This window comes from Pseudomonas sp. Pseusp49 (genome assembly GCF_059491875.1).
Genome location: NZ_CP168514.1, coordinates 6,312,638 through 6,331,354, shown reverse-complemented (window position 1 = coordinate 6,331,354; position 18,717 = coordinate 6,312,638). Strand labels below are relative to the sequence as shown.

13 protein-coding genes are annotated in these 18,717 nt (G+C 61.2%); 3 read left to right on the top strand and 10 right to left on the bottom strand.

Going from position 1 to position 18,717, the window contains the following annotated elements; all coding sequences use genetic code 11:
• Positions 1-75: 75 nt before the first annotated feature.
• Positions 76-372, top strand: a complete 297-nt coding sequence (locus ACEN83_RS28290; RefSeq protein WP_007894945.1) for a winged helix-turn-helix domain-containing protein — start codon at positions 76-78, stop codon at positions 370-372.
• Between the two features lie 95 nt (positions 373-467).
• On the opposite strand, the gene ACEN83_RS28285 is transcribed toward ACEN83_RS28290, so the two are convergent.
• Positions 468-920 (bottom strand): GNAT family N-acetyltransferase, encoded by a 453-nt coding sequence (locus ACEN83_RS28285; protein ID WP_007975472.1) that lies wholly within the window; start codon positions 918-920, stop codon positions 468-470.
• A gap of 257 nt (positions 921-1,177) precedes the next feature.
• Here ACEN83_RS28285 and ACEN83_RS28280 point away from each other — a divergent pair, with 257 nt between their 5' ends.
• A complete protein-coding gene (locus ACEN83_RS28280; protein ID WP_495578957.1) occupies positions 1,178-1,915 on the top strand; it encodes a substrate-binding periplasmic protein in 738 nt (245 codons plus the stop codon).
• A gap of 155 nt (positions 1,916-2,070) precedes the next feature.
• Here ACEN83_RS28280 and yccS read toward each other — a convergent pair whose 3' ends face one another.
• From yccS to betI, 9 genes are all read right to left on the bottom strand, one after another.
• Positions 2,071-4,254 carry a YccS family putative transporter gene (yccS, locus tag ACEN83_RS28275; RefSeq protein ID WP_495578956.1) on the bottom strand — a complete coding sequence of 728 codons (2,184 nt, stop codon included), beginning with the start codon at positions 4,252-4,254 and terminating at the stop codon, positions 2,071-2,073.
• Positions 4,255-4,474: 220 nt separating this feature from the next.
• Positions 4,475-5,653: a BaiN/RdsA family NAD(P)/FAD-dependent oxidoreductase gene (locus ACEN83_RS28270; protein ID WP_493725762.1), complete on the bottom strand. Its 1,179-nt coding sequence runs from the start codon at positions 5,651-5,653 to the stop codon at positions 4,475-4,477.
• A 134-nt stretch (positions 5,654-5,787) separates the two neighbouring features.
• Positions 5,788-7,125, bottom strand: coding sequence for an ATP-dependent RNA helicase DbpA (gene dbpA, locus ACEN83_RS28265; protein WP_238540823.1), 1,338 nt, complete (start codon positions 7,123-7,125; stop codon positions 5,788-5,790).
• Between the two features lie 248 nt (positions 7,126-7,373).
• Entirely contained in the window at positions 7,374-8,801 is a 1,428-nt protein-coding gene (mdtD, locus tag ACEN83_RS28260; protein WP_007975478.1) for a multidrug transporter subunit MdtD, read from the bottom strand.
• Between the two features lie 151 nt (positions 8,802-8,952).
• On the bottom strand, positions 8,953-10,290 hold the full coding sequence (locus ACEN83_RS28255; RefSeq protein WP_116579587.1) for a TldD/PmbA family protein: 1,338 nt from the start codon (positions 10,288-10,290) through the stop codon (positions 8,953-8,955).
• A complete protein-coding gene (locus tag ACEN83_RS28250) occupies positions 10,290-11,732 on the bottom strand; it encodes a TldD/PmbA family protein (RefSeq protein WP_495578955.1) in 1,443 nt (480 codons plus the stop codon). Before ACEN83_RS28250 ends, ACEN83_RS28255 begins: the two co-directional genes overlap by 1 nt.
• Positions 11,733-12,008: 276 nt before the next feature.
• On the bottom strand, positions 12,009-13,709 hold the full coding sequence (gene betA, locus ACEN83_RS28245) for a choline dehydrogenase (protein ID WP_495578954.1): 1,701 nt from the start codon (positions 13,707-13,709) through the stop codon (positions 12,009-12,011).
• 180 nt (positions 13,710-13,889) lie between these two features.
• Positions 13,890-15,362, bottom strand: a complete 1,473-nt coding sequence (gene betB / locus ACEN83_RS28240) for a betaine-aldehyde dehydrogenase (RefSeq protein WP_495578953.1) — start codon at positions 15,360-15,362, stop codon at positions 13,890-13,892.
• A gap of 62 nt (positions 15,363-15,424) precedes the next feature.
• Positions 15,425-16,018 (bottom strand): transcriptional regulator BetI, encoded by a 594-nt coding sequence (gene betI, locus ACEN83_RS28235; protein ID WP_495578952.1) that lies wholly within the window; start codon positions 16,016-16,018, stop codon positions 15,425-15,427.
• 381 nt (positions 16,019-16,399) lie between these two features.
• Between betI and ACEN83_RS28230 the strand changes: the two genes are divergently transcribed.
• Positions 16,400-18,340, top strand: a complete 1,941-nt coding sequence (locus tag ACEN83_RS28230) for a BCCT family transporter (protein WP_495580918.1) — start codon at positions 16,400-16,402, stop codon at positions 18,338-18,340.
• Positions 18,341-18,717 lie beyond the last annotated feature (377 nt).

Sequence of the window (18,717 nt, the reverse complement as noted above, 5' to 3'; positions counted from 1 at the left end):
ATCGCAGCCTGCGGCAGCTCCTACAGGTATTGGAGTAGGAGCTGCCGCAGGCTGCGATCTTTTAAGGAGCAATGGATGGACGTGAGCAAGACCAAGAGCAGCTTCTATCGCCGGTTGTACGTGGCGTACCTGATCGACAGCGGACTGGCCAGCAGCGTCCCGGCGCTCACCGAAGTGACCGGCATGCCCCGGCGCACGGCGCAGGACACCATCGCGGCGTTGGCGGATCTGGATATCGTCTGTGAATTCGAGCAGGAAGAAGGCGCGCGCAACCATGCGGGGCGCTATCGGATTCGCGAGTGGGGGGCGATTGATCGGGGGTGGATCGAGCGTAATCTGCGGCAGATCAAGGCGGTGCTGGAGTATCCCTGAGATTTGCGGTACCTGAGCTGACGCCATCGCTGGCAAGCCAGCTCCTACAGGTCTGCACCGTCCTTGTAGGAGCTGGCTTGCCAGCGATAGGGTCTTTAAGGGCGACGCATGCCAATGTGTGGAATGCCATCTTCCACATACTCCTCACCCGCCACGACAAACCCATAGCGCCCGTAATACCCCTGCAAATGCGCCTGGGCCGAAAGGTAGACCGGCAGGCCGGGCCAGTACTTCTCGATCTGTTTCAACGCCTGGTCCATCAGTTCATGCCCCAGGCCCATGCCGCGTGCCTGCGGGGCAATGATCACTCGCCCGATCACCACGTCGCCGCCCTGCGATTGCGGGTCAAGCAACCGCAGGTAGGCCACCAGCTGGTTACCGTCCCAGGCCATCACGTGGCAGGTGTCGCCATCCAGGTCCTGGCCATCGATATCCTGGTAAACGCATTTCTGCTCGACGACGAACACTTGCGCGCGCAGTTGCAAAATGGCGTACAGCTGCTCTTTGCCCAGGTCGCTGTGATGTTTGCAGATCCAATCGACTGTCATGTTTTGATTCCCTGAAAACGTCGTTCCGATACTAAGCGCACTCACGCCAGAAGTCTTTATGGCGGGAGAATCTGTGACAAAGGCCAAAATGCCATCATTCATTTCTCGCGTGGATGTCTTCTTTGTGTAATCTGGATCGAAGCGCTGTGCTGTGGCTTCGATGAGCTAATGTTGAGTACCCGGGTATCGCCGGATCAGGGGCCTTGGGGTTTTGGCTGAAAACACGTCGGGCAATCGCCCGCTAAGGATTTTCTAGCATGCCGCGATTGCATCGAGCTTTTGCTTTGATTGGATTGCTGTTGCTGGTTCAGGGAGCGGCGGCAGAAAAACTGCGGTTGGTTGCCGATGCCTGGCCACCCTTTACCGATGCCACGCTGGTCAACGGTGGTCTGGCCACGGACATTGTCAGTACCGCGCTCGCCAGGGCCGGCTATGCCAGTGAGTTTGAACAAGTGCCCTGGGCGCGGGCCTTGATGGGGGTGGGCGAGGGCCGATACGACGTGCTGGTCAACGCCTGGTACACCGAGGAGCGTACAAGAGTCGGCCAGTTTTCCGGCGAATACCTGCTCAACCGCGTACGTTTTCTCAAGCGTAAGGACGCGCCCATCGAATTCAATAACCTGCAGCAATTGCACACATATCCGATAGCCATCGTGCGTGGTTACGCCTATTCGCCCGGGTTCGACAACGATGACTCGTTGCAGAAAGTCCCCGTGCACAGCTTCGCCATGGCTGTGCGTATGGTCGCTGCCGACCGGGTCAAGCTGACGCTGGAAGATGAGTACGTCGCCCGCTATTACCTGGCCCGCGAGTCACCCAAGGTACGAAACGCCGTGGAATTCCTGCCCAAGGCCTTGAGCGAGAACAGCCTGCATATTCTGGTCAGCCTGAAGAACCCGCAGCATGAGCAGATCGTTGCCGGCTTCGACCGGGAGATCGCGGCGATGAAGGCGGACGGGAGTTATGAAAAGTTGATGAAGCAGCATGGGATGTGAGTGCATTGATCCGGATTCTGTACTGTTGCTGATGGCCTCTTCGCGGGCAAGCCCGCTCCCACAGTGGGCGAGGGTGAACACAAATCTTGTGACCATCAGATAACCCTGTGGGAGCGGGCTTGCCCGCGAAGAGGCCGGTACAGCCAGCCGGAATCTCAATCCTCACTGGTGTCCTTGATCAAATGCGCCGCCAACGTCCGCAACGGCCCGAGCTGCCGGCAGATCAATGCCAACTGCGTCTGCACCAGCCGCTGGCCTTCATCGATTTCATCCGGCATTTGTTCCAGCTCATTGGCCAGTGCTTCTTCTTCATCGCTCTGGATCGCAATCGAAGCCTTGCTCGCCAGCCCCTGGGCGATCTCGTCGATGCTGGCAGCCAGTTTCACCCCGGCCCCCTCGATCAACTGTTCACGCACGTCTGCCGGCAGTTGGGTTTCCCGGTGCGCACCTAGGCCCGACAGGTAACTGAGCAGCGTGTGTGACAGCACCAGGAAGCGGAAGCCCACGTCCGCCTCCTTTCGGAAATGCCCCGGCTCCATCAGCATATTGGCCAGCGTGGTCGACAGCGCCGCGTCGGCATTGTGTGCGTTGCGGCGGGCCAGGCGGTAGGCCAGGTCGTCGCTTTTGCCCGCCGCGTACTGCTGCATGATCTGGCGCAGGTAAATGCTGTTGCAGGCCAGGGTGTTGGCCAGCACTTTGTTCAGGCGCCGGCCCTGCCAGTCCGGCAGGAACAGGAACACCGCCAGCCCGGCGATCAGGCTGCCGAGCAAGGTATCCAACAGCCGCGGCAGGAACAGTCCGTAACCGTCGCCCACCTGGTTGAAGCAGAACAGCACCATCAGGGTGATTGCCGCCGTCGCCAGGGTGTAGCGGGTGGTGCGGTTGGTAAAGAACACCACCCCGGCAGCAATGGCGAAACACGACTGGATCAGCGGGTTCGGGAACAGGTCGAACAGCGCCCAGGCCAACGTCAGGCCGATGGCGGTGCCAATGATCCGTTGACCGAGTTTGCGACGGGTGGCGCCGTAGTTCGGTTGGCAGACGAACAGCGTCGTGAGGATGATCCAGTAGCCCTGGGACGGGTGAATCAAATGCACCATGGCGTAGCCGATACTCAACGCCAGGGGCAATCGCAGGGCATGACGGAACAGCAACGAGGTCGGCGTCAGCTGCGTGCGCAGGCGAACCCACACGTCCTTGAGGTTGCGTGGCGAACGGTCGAGCAAGCTGCTGTCGGTGGCGTCGGCCAGGGCGTCGGGGTTGCTGGCGTCGCTGAGCAAGCGGTCGAGGGTGCCGAGGTTGGCCGCCAGTGCCCGCAGCGAACGCAGCAGGCCGCGCCAGGCCGGGTTGCTCTGGATGCGCAGGTGTTCGAGAGAGGCATCCAGATCGCTGAGGGCCTCGGTGAAGCTGGCGTCATAGGTGAACGGTTGACGCATCTGGATCGATTCGGCCAGGGCGCGGCAGGCTTTGCCTTGCTGACGCAACAGGCGCTGGCAGCGGAACATGACGTCACTGTGGAAAAACGCTTCTGCGAGTGCGTTGTACGGATAGTGCGAAGAGCTGGCGCGTTCGTGGATGTCCTGGGCGAGGAAGTACAGTTTCAGGTAGCGGCTGACCTTCGACCCCGGGCGCCCGTTGCCGACCCGGTGCAGGATGATTTCCTTGGCGGCATTCAGTGCCGCCACCACTCGGCCGTTCTGCTGGGCCAGTTCCAGGCGCCGCGCTTCGACGTCCATCTGCCGGATTGGCTCGAACAGTGAAGATTTCAGCTTCAGGTAATAGCCCAGCTCGCGGAACAATCGCGCAAGGCTCTGTTGCACCGGCTGATTGGAAAACAGTGCCTGCCACAACACCGACAGCAAGCCATACCAGGCGGCGCCGGCCACCAGCAGCACAGGCTCGTGCCAGACGTCGGTCACCGCGCCGCCACGCTGGTCCACGCCGATCATGGTGTAGACCGACAGGATCAAGGTCGCCGAAGCAATCGCGCCATAGCGCTCGCCGAGGGCGCCGAGCATGGTCAGGCAGAACGCGGCCAGGGCGAAAGCGATGATAAACAGCGAGGGGTAGGGGAAGAGCAGTTCGACGGACAGGGCGGCTACCGCGAAACACACCAGTGTCACCGCCAGCGCGTTGAGACGGCCCTGCCAGCTGTCGTCGGTCTCGGCCAGGGCGCTGGCGATAATCCCCAGGAACAACGGGATCAGCAGGCCCATTTCGTCCTGATACCAACACAGCGCCATGGTGCCGGTCAGGGCAATGAATACCCGCACGCTGTAGCTGAATTTATCCAGCGCCCAAAGGCGCCGCAGAGACTGGCGGAACGAAGTCGATGACATGAAGTGCGAAGGCCTTCCGAGGCAATGACGCTAAATTGAGCCACTAATGACGCCGACGCAATGGCGCCGATCACATCAGACAGCAAAATCTGTTCCTTCCCTGACTGCAACACGATCCCCGTAGGAGCTGCCGTAGGCTGCGATCTTTTGACTTTGCTTTTCAAAAACAGGATCAAAAGATCGCAGCCTGCGGCAGCTCCTACAGATCATCTTCTGTGGATCAGACGTACTGCGCCGCCGCGTAGCCCGAAGCCCACGCCCACTGAAAGTTGAATCCGCCCAGATGCCCGGTGACATCCAGTACTTCGCCGATGAAATACAGGCCCGGGCTTTTCAGCGATTCCATGGTCTTGGACGACACTTCATTGGTGTTGACGCCGCCCAGGGTCACCTCGGCGGTGCGATAACCTTCGGTACCCGCCGGCACGACTTTCCAGCTCGCCAGTTTCTCGGCGATGTCAGCCAGTTCCGCGTGGGTGTACTGCTTCATCGGTTTGGAGACGAACCAGTTGTCCGCCAGCAGGTTGGCCATCTTCTTGGTGAAGATTTCACCGAGCAGGGTTTTCAGCTCGCTGTTGGGGCGTTCGGCCTGTTGCTGTTGCAGCCAGCCCGGCACGTCGTGATCCGGCATCAGGTTGATCTCGACGGTATCGCCGGACTCCCAGAACGACGAGATCTGCAAGATCGCCGGGCCGCTGAGGCCGCGGTGGGTAAACAGGATGTTCTCGCGGAAGCTCTGGTCGTTGCAGCTCACCAGGCAATCCACCGAGGTACCGGACAACTCGGTGCACAACACCTTGAGCTGATCGGTGATGGTGAACGGCACCAGGCCGGCGCGGGTCGGCAGCAGCTCGTGGCCGAACTGCCTGGCCACCTGGTAACCGAAGCCGGTGGCGCCCAGCGTCGGGATCGACAGGCCGCCAGTGGCGATCACCAGGGATTCGCAGGTGATCTGGTCGAGGGTTGTGTCCAGCAAATAGCCCTTCTCAAGCTTTTCGATGGTCTGGATAGAGGTGTCCAGGTGCAGGTTGACGCCGACCTGGTCGCACTCGTTCAGCAGCATTTCGAGGATGTCGCTGGATTTGTTATCGCAGAACAACTGGCCGAGTTTTTTCTCGTGATACGGCACGCCGTGCTTGGCCACCATGCCGATGAAATCCCACTGGGTGTAACGGGCCAGGGCGGATTTGCAGAAATGCGCGTTCTGCGAGAGAAAATTGCCTGGTTCCGTGTACATGTTGGTGAAATTGCAGCGACCGCCGCCGGACATCAGGATTTTCTTGCCAGCCTTGTTGGCATGGTCGAGCAGCAGCACCTTGCGCCCGCGCCCGGCGGCGGTCAGCGCACACATCAACCCTGCGGCGCCAGCGCCTATGATCACGACTTCGGTAGAGCGCAAAACGGTGTCCTCAAAAGAAACCTGTAGAAGCTGTGTAGGAGCTGCCGCAGGCTGCGATCTTTTGACTTTGCTTTTCAAAAACAAGATCAAAAGATCGCAGCCTGCGGCAGCTCCTACAGGGTAGGCGGTGTTTTTTACAGGATACGCACGCGCAACGAACGGCCCTTGATCTTGCCGTCGTTCAAACGCTGCAAGGCCTGCTTGGCGACGCCGCGTTCCACGGCCACATAGGCCTGGAAGTCGAAAATCGCGATCTTGCCGACCTGGGCGCCGGGGATGCCGGCGTCACCGGTCAGTGCGCCAAGAATGTCACCCGGACGGACCTTGTCCTTGCGGCCGCCAGCGATGCACAGGGTGCTCATCTGCGGCAACAGCGGACCACCGCCCTTGGAGGTGAGGTTGTCCACCTGATCCCAGGTCAGCGGTGTTTTCTGCAATTGCTCGATGGCTTGTGCACGCTGCGCTTCGGACGGCGCCACCAGGCTGATCGCCAGGCCTTTCTCACCGGCGCGGCCGGTGCGACCGACGCGGTGGATGTGGATTTCCGAATCGCGGGCCAGTTCGACGTTGATCACCATGTCCAGGGAATCGATGTCCAGGCCACGGGCAGCGACGTCGGTGGCGACCAGTACCGAAGTACTGCGGTTGGCGAACATCGCCAGCACCTGGTCGCGGTCACGCTGTTCCAGATCACCGTGCAGGCCAACGGCGGAGATGCCTTTGGCGGTCAGGTGATCGACGGTTTCCTGAACCTGCTGCTTGGTGAAGCAGAAGGCTACGCAGGACGCCGGGCGGAAGTGGCCAAGTACCTTGGTCACCGCACTCATGCGGTCATCCGGGGAGATCTCGTAGAAGCGCTGCTCGATCTGCGTGTCGTCGTGGAACGCTTCGGCCTTCACTTGCTGCGGGTTGCGCATGAACTTCGAGGCCAGCTGCTTGATGCCTACCGGGTAGGTCGCGGAGAACAGCAGGGTCTGGCGACGCTCCGGGGCCTGCATGATGATTTCTTCGATGGAGTCGTAGAAACCCATGTCGAGCATGCGGTCGGCTTCGTCGAGGATCAGGGTGTTGAGGCCGTGAAGGACCAGCGAGCCCTTGCGCAGGTGCTGCTGGATGCGCCCCGGAGTGCCGACGATGATGTGCGCGCCATGCTCCAGCGAAGCGATCTGCGGGCCGAGGGACACGCCGCCGCACAGGGTCAGGACCTTGATGTTGTCTTCGGCACGGGCCAGGCGACGGATTTCCTTGGCGACCTGGTCGGCCAGCTCGCGGGTCGGGCACAGGATCAGTGCCTGGCAACCGAAGTAACGCGGATTGATCGGGTTCAGCAGGCCGATACCGAAGGCCGCGGTCTTGCCGCTGCCGGTCTTGGCCTGGGCGATCAGGTCCATCCCTTTGAGGATCACCGGCAAGCTTTGCGCCTGGATCGGCGTCATCTGGGCATAACCGAGGGATTCGAGGTTAGCCAGCATGGCGGCAGACAGCGGCAAAGTATTAAATTCGGTGGCGATGGTGGTCACGGGACTGGCCTGCAAAACAAAATGTCGCGCAGTGTACCAGTCCGATGGCCATTCGCCCGTAGTTTCCGGACGAGAAGTAGCCGAGCGATGACCAGGCAAGGCGAAAACAGGCGAGAAAGCGGAGTTGGCTTTAGCCAATGAGCATTTCGAGGCTGTTTTCAACGCAGCATGGTCGAGCGCAGGCACTTCTCGTTCGGAAACTAAGGCTCTATGTGTTCTTCCGGACGCTTGACGCGCCGTCCGTCATTCTTTGACAGTTGCGAGAAGATTGTCGCGGCCAGCATCGCCATGATCCCGACAGTCACAAACGTCAGCTGGAATGCGCCCAGCACCGTCTCCACGCCATCATTGCCGATCTCCGCCGTGAAGCCGCCGAGCAACGCACCGGCGCAGGCAACGCCCAGGCTCAGGGACAATTGCGCGACCACCGACAGCAGGCTGTTGCCGCTGCTGGCGCTGGCGTCGTCGAGGTCGATCAGGGTCACGGTGTTCATCGCGGTGAACTGCAGGGAGTTGATCGCACCAAGGATCGCCAGCAGGCACAGCAGTAGCCAATACGGCGTCTGCTCGCTGACCAGGCCCATGCTCGCCAGCATGATGCCCAGTGCCAGGGTGTTGCCGGTCAGCACGATGCGGTAACCCAGACGCTCGATCAGCGGCCGTGCCACCCACTTGGCGATCATTGCCGCAGCGGCCAGCGGCAGCATGCTCATCCCGGCCTGGGACGGCGAGTAGCCCAGCGCCACTTGCAGCAGCAACGGCACCAGAAAGGGCAGGGCGCCGCTGCCGAGACGGGCGAACAGGTTTCCGAGAATGCCCACGGCAAAGGTCCGGGTCTTGAACAGCGACGGCGCGAACAACGGGTTCTCGATATGCCCGGCGCGCAGCCAGTACGCCGCCAGGCACGCCATGCCACCGAACAGCAGCAACATCACCCGCAGGTGCGGCAGGTGCAGTTCGCCCAGGCCTTCCATGGCGATGGTGATCAGAATCATTGCTGCGCCGAACAGCACGAAGCCCAGGCTGTCGAAACGGGTGCGTTCCGAGCCGCGCAGGTCCGGGATGAATTTCCACACGGCGTAGCAGCCCACCAGCCCCACCGGCAGGTTGATCAGGAAGATCCAGTGCCAGGTCAGGTATTGCACCATCCAGCCGCCCATGGTCGGGCCGATCAAGGGGCCTAGCAGCCCGGGAATGGTGATGAAGCCCATGATCCGCACCAGTTCCGAACGCGGGTAGGCACGCAGTACCACCAGCCGCCCGACCGGCAGCATCAACGCTCCGCCCAGGCCCTGGATCACCCGGGCGCCGATCAGCAGGCTCAGGCTGCTCGACAATGCGCAGAGCAACGAGCCGAGACTGAACAGCAGGATTGCGCTGAAGAAGATCTTTCTGGTGCCAAAACGGTCGGCGATCCAGCCCGAGGCCGGGATCAGCAAGGCGACCGTGAGCATGTAGGCGATGATCACCCCTTGCATGCGCAATGGGTCCTCGGCCAGGTCGCGGGCCATGGCCGGCAGGGCGGTGTTGAGGATCGTCCCGTCGAGGGACTGCATGAAGAAGGCAATGGCGACGACCCAGGGTATCCAGCGGGCGGTGACAGCGTCGAGAGGCGGGCGGTTGGGCATGGGACCTCTTGTGGGATGAGTCAGTTGTTTTTTGTGTGCCCTGAAAAGATCGCAGCCTCCGGCAGCTCCTACAGGAGGAGCGGCGCCCTCCGGAACATGTATTGAAATACGGTCCTGTAGGAGCTGCCGCAGGCTGCGATCTTTTGCGGTATTACAAGGTCAAGGTCAACCGGCTGACCAACGCTCCCGGCAACAACGCCGAAGCCGTCGCCCGCTGGCTGTACGTACTCGCCGACAGCAATAACTCCCGCTCCGCGGTCAACGCTTCGAGCCGCGAACCGAGCAGGCTGAAGGCGCTGTCATCAAAGCGCATGGTGTTGACCGGTGCTTGAATCTCGCCGTTCTCGACCCAGAACGTAGCAAAGCGGGTCATGCCGGTCAGGCGTGCGGCCGGTTGATCCGAAAAGTTCAGGTACCACAGGTTGCTGATGTACAGCCCCGTACCCAACTGCTTGAGAATGTCCGCGTCAGGCAATGCCCCGGCTTTCATGTTCAGCGCGCTCGGGGATTCACCGCCGCTGGCACCGTTGGCAGTCAAACCGTACTCCGCGGCGCTGCGCGAACTGACCAGTTGTGCCCCGGCCCTACCGTTGACGATCAACCCCAGGTCACTGCGCGGATAACCTTCATCGGAAAACGCCGGGCTCAGTGAACCACTGACCTTTTCATCCAGCGAGACCAGCGGGCTGAACGCGCTGTCGCCACCGTAGAGCCTTTGCAGCGGACTGCTTTTGCTGGCAATCGACTGTGCCGAGAAACCACCCCAGCACAGCATGCCCATGATCTCTTCCAGCGCCGCCGGCGCCAAGTAAGCGCGGTACTGGCCGGGCGCCAAAGTGCGTAGCGGCCGTCCCAGAAACTCAAGCTGCTCGCGGGCTTGCTCGAAGCGTTTGGCAAAGCCCTCGCTGTTCCAGTCCTGCCCGGCATAGCTGGCCTTTACCGCCTGGCCGTTCTCGTGGAACAGGCTGAAGTCGAAATTGAAACTGTTGGCCTGATGCCAGCCGAAGGCGCCCGAAGAACTGGCAAAACCACGACTGATCGGTCCGGCAGCGTAGAAACCGACAAGATCCAGGCCTTCGGCGGCCTGGGTGATTTGCGCGACCACCTGTTCGGTGTCCGGCAGCGGTTGGGCCTGCACGTTGTTGCTCTGCCAGCCATTGTGGTTGAGCAGCAGATACGGGTCCGGAGGTAGCAGCGGCAAGGTGTCGCGCAGCTGTTGCAGGCCTTCGTTCAAACGTTGCAGATCAACCTGGGGATCGCCGGCCAACGTGATTTGCAGGTCGGCATGGCGGCCTTCGTTGATCAGTTTCAGGCCGATGCTCGCCTGCTGCACCTGACCGGCCTGACGCACCTTGGCGTGGTTGAAACGTATGAAGGCCGAAGACTCGGCGGCGTAGCTGAGGGTGAACTGTTCGGGCTCGTGAAGCGCTGCACGCAGGCTGTTGACCAGCGCCTTGAACGATGCGGACTGGCTGATTGACGGATGCATCAGGCGTCTCCTCCGAATACATCAACGTTACTGAACACGCAGGCCGGTGACGCGTGGCCGACGCGGATCACCTGGTTCGGCTCGCCCTTGCCGCAATTCGGTGTGCCGAGGACCTTGAAAGTACTGGCATCGCCGACGGCGCTGAGGCTTTTCCAGAACTGCGCGGAGATGCCCCTGTAATTGGGATTCTTTACCACTCCCTTGAGTTCGCCGTTTTCGATCAGTTGGCCCCATTCGCAGCCGAACTGGAATTTATTGCGGGCATCGTCGATCGACCAGGAACGGTTGGTCGACATCAGCACGCCGTGTTCGATACCGCCGATCAACTGTTCGATGGACTGATCGCCCGGCTCGATGTTGAGGTTGGCCATGCGATCGATCGGCGGACGATTCCAGCCGCAGGCGCGGCTGTTGGCGACGCCGTCCATGCCGGCCCGGAATTGCGACAACGCACCGCCCAGCGGGCGCAGCAACAGGCCTTCGCGGATCAGGAACTGCTTGCTGGCGGGCGTGCCGTCGTCGTCATGGCCATAGCTGGCGAGTTCTTCGGGGATGTCCGGGTTGAAGGTCACGTTGAGCAGGCCGGAGCCGTATTGCAGTCGGCCGAAATCTTCGGTTTTGACGAAACTGGTGCCGGCGTAATTGCGCTCGTCACCCAGAATGCGGTCCAGCTCCAGCGGGTGGCCGATGGATTCGTGGATTTGCAGCATCATCTGGTCGGGCATCAGCAGCAGGTCGCGCTTGCCTTGCGGTGTGTTTGGCGCCAGCAGCAGTTGCAGCGCCTGATCAGCCACCTGGGCACCGGCACCGATCAGGCCGCAGCGGCTGATAACGTCCGCCGCGCCTTGCTGGCCGAAGTTCTCGCGACCCAGGCTGCGGGTCTGGCTGTCGTTGCCGTCGTAGGCCGTGACGTCCAGGCCTGGGTACACAAAGCGTTGTGCCTGGCGCAGTTCGGCACCGGCGCTGTTGAGGTAAATCTGTTCGACGTGAGTGATGCCGAGGCTGACCTGCCAGTTCACCAGACGCTCGTCCCTGGGCACGGCGGCCGACTCGGCACCGAGCAGTTGGTAGCAGTCGCTCAGGGACGGGAAAGGCTGGTCGAGGTTCGGCGAAAAATAATCGGCACGGTCGCTGGAAACAGCCTGTTCACGCAAGTCCAGCAAGGCGTGGGGCTTGAGTCGACGGGCCTGGTGTTCGGCGCGCTCGAGGGCGGCCTGCAGGCCTTGTTGCGACAGATCGTTGGTCGCCGCATAGGCCTCGACGCCATTGACCCGCACGGTCAGCATCGCCCCTTCGTCACGGCTCAGGCTCGGCGGTTCGGCGACATTCTTGCGCACCGACAGGTACTGCCCGGACTCGCGCACATAACGTAGGGAAAAGAATTCAGCACCCGTGCGCAAGGCAGCGAAGCGCTGCTTGAGCTGGGGGTAGAAGTCGAACATTCGTGAACCTCCTGGGTATGGAGTGGCGATGGCGCGGTGCTGCGAGGGGAAGGGGTGAAACGATTGCGTGGCGCTAGATTAGGCCTGCGAGGGGGGGAGGATCAAGTTTGTATCGGGCTTGCTAGTGATTGCCGGGAGAGAGGTGTTGCCTGGCCGGGCCTCTTCGCGAGCAAGCCCGCTCCCACAGTAGTCCTGGTTGGATCACAAATCTGCAATCCAACCCGAAACCTGTGGGAGCGGGCTTGCTCGCGAATAGCCGTGACGCGGTGTAACGCCTTACGCCGTCTGGCTCACTTCCCGCACCGGCTTGCCCTTCACCGGCGCTTCACCCGCCACATAGTAAGTGGCTGTGCTGCGCGGCAATGGCTTGCGGCCACGGATCTTGTCGGCGATTTTCTCGGCCATCATGATCGTGGGTGCGTTCAGGTTGCCGGTGGTGATGATCGGCATGATCGAGGCATCGACGACACGCAGGCCTTGCATGCCATGCACACGACCTTCGCCATCGACCACGGCCATGTCGTCGGTGCCCATCTTGCACGAGCAGGACGGGTGGAAAGCGGTTTCGGCATGTTCGCGGATGAACTTGTCCAGTTGCTCGTCGGTTTGCACCTCGATGCCCGGGCTGATCTCGCGACCACGGAAAGCGTCCAGCGCCGGCTGTTGCATGATTTCACGGGTCAGGCGGATGCCGTCGCGGAATTCCTGCCAATCCTGCTCGGTGGCCATGTAGTTGAACAGGATGCTCGGGTGCTGGCGTGGGTCCTTGGACTTGGCCTGGATGCGCCCACGGCTCGGCGAACGCATGGAGCCCATGTGCGCCTGGAAGCCGTGCTCTTTCACACCGTTGCTGCCGTTGTAGTTAATCGCTACCGGCAGGAAGTGGTACTGGATGTTCGGCCATTCGAATTCCGGACGCGTGCGGATGAAACCGCCGGCTTCGAACTGGTTGCTGGCGCCGATGCCGGTGCCATTGAACAGCCACTCGGCACCGATGGCCGGCTGGTTGTGCAACAGCAGCGACGGGTACAGCGAGACTGGCTGGGTGCAAGCGTATTGCAGATACAGTTCAAGGTGATCCTGCAGGTTTTCACCGACGCCCGGCAGGTCGTGGACCACCGGAATGTCGAGCTTGTTCAGCAGCTCGGCCGGGCCGACGCCGGAGCGTTGCAGGATCTGCGGCGAAGCGATGGCGCCGGAGCACAGCAGCACTTCCTTGCGCGCTTTGACCTCGACACGTTCTTCCGCCGCGCCCACCAGGTAACGCACGCCGACCGCACGCTTGCCTTCGAACAGGATCTTGTCGGTCAGGGCGTGGGTGACGATGGTCAGGGTCGAACGCTTCTTGGCGACGTCCAGGTAACCACGGGCGGTGGAGGCACGACGACCTTTCGGTGTCACGGTGCGATCCATCGGGCCGAAGCCTTCCTGCTGGTAGCCGTTGAGGTCTTCGGTGCGCGGGTAACCGGCCTGCACGCCGGCTTCAACCATGGCGTGGAACAGCGGGTTGTTGCCGGCTTTCGGCGTGGTCACGCTGACCGGGCCGTCGCCACCGTGGTAGTCGTTCGGGCCGATGTCGCGGGTTTCCGCTTTACGGAAATATGGCAGGCAGTCCAGGTACGACCAGTCTTCCAGGCCTGGCAGTTTCGCCCAGCCGTCGTAGTCCATGGCGTTGCCACGGATGTAGCACATGCCGTTGATCAGCGAGGAGCCGCCCAGGCCCTTGCCGCGACCGCACTCCATGCGACGACCGTCCATGTGTGGCTCAGGATCGGTTTCGTAGGCCCAGTTGTAGCGACGGCCTTGCAGCGGGAACGCCAGGGCGGCCGGCATTTGCGTGCGGAAGTCGAAACGGTAGTCCGGACCGCCGGCTTCCAGCAGCAGGACGGTGACGCCGGCGTCTTCGGTCAGACGGGTCGCCAGGGTGTTACCGGCCGAGCCGGCACCGATGATGATGTAGTCGAATTCTTGGGACATTGAATGCACCCTCTTTGATGGTGGTCAGGTCGGGCCTCGGCGAGTGCTGCGCACTCGATTCGCTGGCAAGCCAGCTCCCACAGGGATTGGGAGCTGCCACAGATTTGATGGACGACTCAAAACCTGTGGGAGCGGGCTTGCCCGCGAAGAGGCCCTCGCAGGCAATACAAGACTCGGGTCTTAGAACACCGAGACGTAATCGCCCAGCTCGACCTGTACCGATTTGATGCGGGTGAAGTTGTTCAGCGAGCTGATGCCGTTCTCACGGCCGACACCCGACTGCTTGTAGCCGCCAACCGGCATCTTCGCGTCGGACTCGCCCCAGGCGTTGATCCAGCAGATACCGGCTTCCAGTTGGTGAATCACGCGGTGCGCGCGGTTCAGGTCGCGGGTGACGATACCGGCGGCCAGGCCGAATTCGGTGTCGTTGGCTCGGCGGATCACTTCTTCTTCGGTTTCGTAGGTGAGGATCGCCATCACCGGGCCAAAGATTTCTTCACGGACGATGGTCATGTCGTCGGTGCAGTCGGTGAACACGGTCGGGGCCACGAAGGCGCCTTTGGCGAATTCGCCGTCGGTCAGGCGCTCGCCGCCGCACAGTACGCGGGCACCTTCTTCCTTGCCCTTGGCGATGTAGCCCAGCACGCTTTCCATGTGGGCGAAGCTGACCAATGGGCCGAAGTTGGTGTTTTCGTCTTCAGGGTTGCCGACGCGGATGCGCGCAACGCGCTCAACGATCTTGGCTTCGAAAGCGGCTTTCAGGTGGGCCGGTACGAACACGCGGGTGCCGTTGGTGCACACCTGGCCGGAGCTGTAGAAGTTGGCCATCATCGCGGTGTCAGCAGCACGATCGAGGTCGGCGTCGTCACAGATGATCAGCGGCGACTTGCCGCCCAGTTCCATGGTCACTTCCTTGAGCGAAGAGCTCGAAGCGCTGGCCATGACTTTCTTGCCGGTGTCGGTGCCGCCGGTGAACGAGACTTTCTCGATGCGCGGGTGCTCGGTCAGCCAGGTGCCGACTTCACGGCCGCTGCCGGTCAGGACGTTGAACACGCCGTTTGGCACGCCGGCTTCGGTGTAGATCTCGGCCAGTTTCAGGGTGGTCAGCGAGGTGACTTCGCTTGGCTTGAAGATCATCGCGTTACCGGCCGCCAGGGCTGGCGCGGATTTCCACAGGGCGATCTGGATCGGGTAGTTCCACGCGCCGATACCGGCCACGACGCCCAGCGGCTCGCGACGGGTGTAGACGAACGAGGTGGTGCGCAGCGGAATCTGCTCGCCTTCGATGGCCGGAACCAGGCCTGCGTAGTACTCCAGCACATCGGCGCCGGTGACGATGTCGACGTAGCGGGTTTCGGAGTACGACTTGCCGGTGTCCAGGGTTTCCAGGGCGGCCAGTTCGTCGTTGCGCTCACGCAGGATTTCCACGGCGCGACGCAGGATGCGCGAACGCTCCATGGCGGTCATGGCGGCCCAGATTTTCTGGCCCTTTTCGGCGCTGACTACGGCGCGCTCTACGTCTTCCTTGGTTGCGCGTTGTACTTTTGCGAGGACTTCACCGTTAGCCGGGTTGATGGCTTCGAAAGTGGCGTCGCTGCTGGCGTCAGAGTAAGCGCCATCGATGTAGAGTTTTTGCAATTCGAAACGGGCCATAAAGTCCTCGCAAGAGCATTAAGTGGCTGGCGCGGTTCGGTGGTTGAGCGTTTATGTGTGCTCTAACTCACCCGCTTGGCCAGTTGGGTATCCATGTATTCGTAAGCGATCTGTTGCGCCTGCTCGGTGTCGAAAGCATCTCCCGACAGCGCACCGCGCAACCATAAACCGTCGATCAACGCTGCCAAGCCCCGGGCGGCGCTGCGCGCATCATTGAGCGGCAGCACGCGACGGAACTGGCAGCACAGGTTGGAATACAGACGGTGATCGTTGATCCGCTGCAACCTGTGCAAAGACGGCTGGTGCATGCTGGTGGCCCAGAAGGCCAGCCAGGTTTTCATTGCCGGGCCATTGACCTGGCTGGCGTCGAAGTTGCCTTCGATGATCACCTGCAGATGCGCCCGCGGGCTGTCATCTTTCAGCGCCTGACGGCGCGCGGTGACGTTCTCGCTCAGGACTGTCATCAGGTACCCCATGGTGGCGGCGATCAGGCCGTTCTTGTCCTGAAAGTAATGACTGATGATGCCGTTCGAGACACCGGCCAAACGGGCGATCAGCGCAATGCTGGCGTCCCCCATTCCGACCTGGTCGACCGCCAGCAATGTGGCTTCGATCAACTGTTGGCGGCGGATGGGTTGCATACCGACCTTGGGCATCTTGCACATCTCCTTAGGCCTTCCGGCAGACGCAGAACGTCCATCGGCTTGAGGGCCAGTCTATTTTGTTTTGATTGAACGTTCAATCAACAAAGAATAAGATCTGCGACAAATCGTCGCTGCTTACAGATTTTTCCTACGTGTAAATGGCGGCAAACCGACATCCGAAACAGCTCGAAGCCTATACGCCACGGCGTCTCAAGGGCTTCGGGCTTTTTTCGGGCTGTCTTTATATCACCCGCCGGTCGGCTGCCCACTAACCGATTGGTCGGGTAACTCGTTTGTCTTGCGTTCTTCTCTCGCACTGCCCGGAGCATCTGTGCCATGAGTTCTGCCTCGCTAATAAAGACCCCACCCGAGAAGGTGACGGTCAACGGTTGGGTGTTCTACACCTCTACCGCGTTGATTCTGTTGTTGACCGCCATTCTGATCATCGCCCCGCAAGAGGCCGGCAGAATGCTGGGTATGGCGCAAGCCTGGTTGTCCCGCAGCTTCGGCTGGTACTACATGGTGGTGATTGCCGCCTACCTGATTTTCGTTGTCGGCCTGGCGTTTTCGTCCTACGGCAAACTGAAACTGGGTAGCAAGGACGACACCCCGGACTTCAGTTACGGCGCCTGGGCGGGGATGCTGTTCTCCTCGGGTATCGGCATCTCGTTGTTGTATTTCGGCGCGTCCGAACCGCTGGACCACTACTTCAACCCGCCGGAAGGCGTGGCCGGCAGCAACCTCGCGGCACGTCAGGCGGTACAACTGACGTTCCTGCATTGGGGCCTGCACGGCTGGGCGATTTACGCGCTGGTCGGTTTGGCGGTGGCGTACTTTGCCTACCGTCATAACCAGCCGCTGGCGTTGCGTTCGGCGCTGTATCCGCTGGTGGGTGAGCGCTGGGTCAAGGGTGCGGCCGGTCATGCGGTGGACGGCTTCGGCATGTTCGTGACCCTGCTGGGTCTGGTAACCAACCTGGGGATCGGTTCGCTGCAAGTGTCGTCGGGCCTTGAAAACCTGTTCGGCATGGAGCATAGCAACACCAACCTGCTGATCGTGATCATCGTGATGAGCACCGTGGCGACCATCGCTGCCGTGTCGGGCGTGGAAAACGGCATCCGTCGTCTGTCCAACCTGAACATCGTGCTGTTCAGCGGCCTGCTGATTTTCGTCCTGCTGTTCGGCCCGACCCTGCACCTGCTCAACGGCTTCGTGCAGAACGTCGGCGACTACCTGAACGGCGTGGTGCTGAAGACCTTTGACCTTTACGTGTATGAAGGCGACGCCGAGAAGTCCGACCGCTGGTTGGGCCTGTGGACCCTGTTCTACTGGGCCTGGTGGATTTCCTGGGCACCATTCGTGGGCATGTTCATCGCACGTATTTCCCGTGGTCGCACGGTGCGTGAACTGGTGGCCGGCGTACTGCTGATTCCGCTGGGCTTCACCCTGGCGTGGCTGTCGATCTTCGGTAACTCGGCCCTGGACCTGGTGATGAACCATGGGGCGGTGGAGCTTGGAAAAACGGCGCTGGAACAGCCGTCCATGGCGATCTACCAGTTGCTTGAGCATTACCCGGCGTCGAAGGTGGTGATCGGCGTGTCGATCTTTGTCGGTTTCGTGCTGTTCCTGACCCCGGCGGATTCCGGCGCGGTGATGATGGCCAACCTGTCGTGCAAGGGCGGTACCGTCGATGAAGACGCGCCGCACTGGCTGCGGATCTTCTGGTCGGTGGTGATCACCCTGGTGACCATCGGCCTGCTGTTCGCCGGTAACTTCGAAGCCATGCAGACCATGGTGGTACTGGCCGGTCTGCCGTTCTCGGTGGTGCTGGTGTTCTTCATGTTCGGCTTGCACAAGGCCATGCGCCAGGACGTGCAGATCGAACAGGAGCAAGCGGAACTGGCGGCACGCGGTCGTCGTGGTTTCAGCGAGCGTTTGACCCAGCTGGACCTGCAGCCGAGCCAGTCGGTGGTGCAGCGCTTCATGGACAAGCAAGTGAGCCCGGCGCTGGAAGATGCGACGGCGCAAATGCGTGCTCAGGGCCTGAAGGTTCAGACGCTGCTGGGCAAGTCCAAGCGTTGCATGGGCGTGCGCGTCGAGATGGAGGAGGGCAACCCCTTTGTCTACGAAGTCAGCCTGGACGGTTACCTGGCCACGCCGACTGAATCGGCACAGTCCGATGAGGCGCGTCAGCGTTTCTATCGCGCCGAGGTTTACCTGCATAACGGTAGCCAGGACTACGACTTGATGGGTTTCACCCAGGATCAGATCACCCGTGACGTGCTCGATCAGTTTGAAAGCCATCGGCAGCTGCTTGGCCGGGTTTACAGCTGAGTTGTGAGGGGCGCGGTGTTTCAGTGATACCGCGTCCAGCTTCAAAAGATCGCAGCCTTCGGCAGCGCCTACAGGGGGAGCGCATTCCAATGTAGGAGCTGCCGAAGGCTGCGATCTTTTGCTCTTCAAACAAAAACACCGCGATCCTCTCGCGGCGTTTTTGCATCTGGGTTTCACCCAGGATCAGATCACCCGTGACGTGCTCGATCAGTTTGAAAGCCATCGGCAGCTGCTTGGCCGGGTTTACAGCTGAGTTGTGAGGGGCGCGGTGTTTCAGTGATACCGCGTCCAGCTTCAAAAGATCGCAGCCTTCGGCAGCTCCTACAGGGGGAGCGCATTCCAATGTAGGAGCTGCCGAAGGCTGCGATCTTTTGATC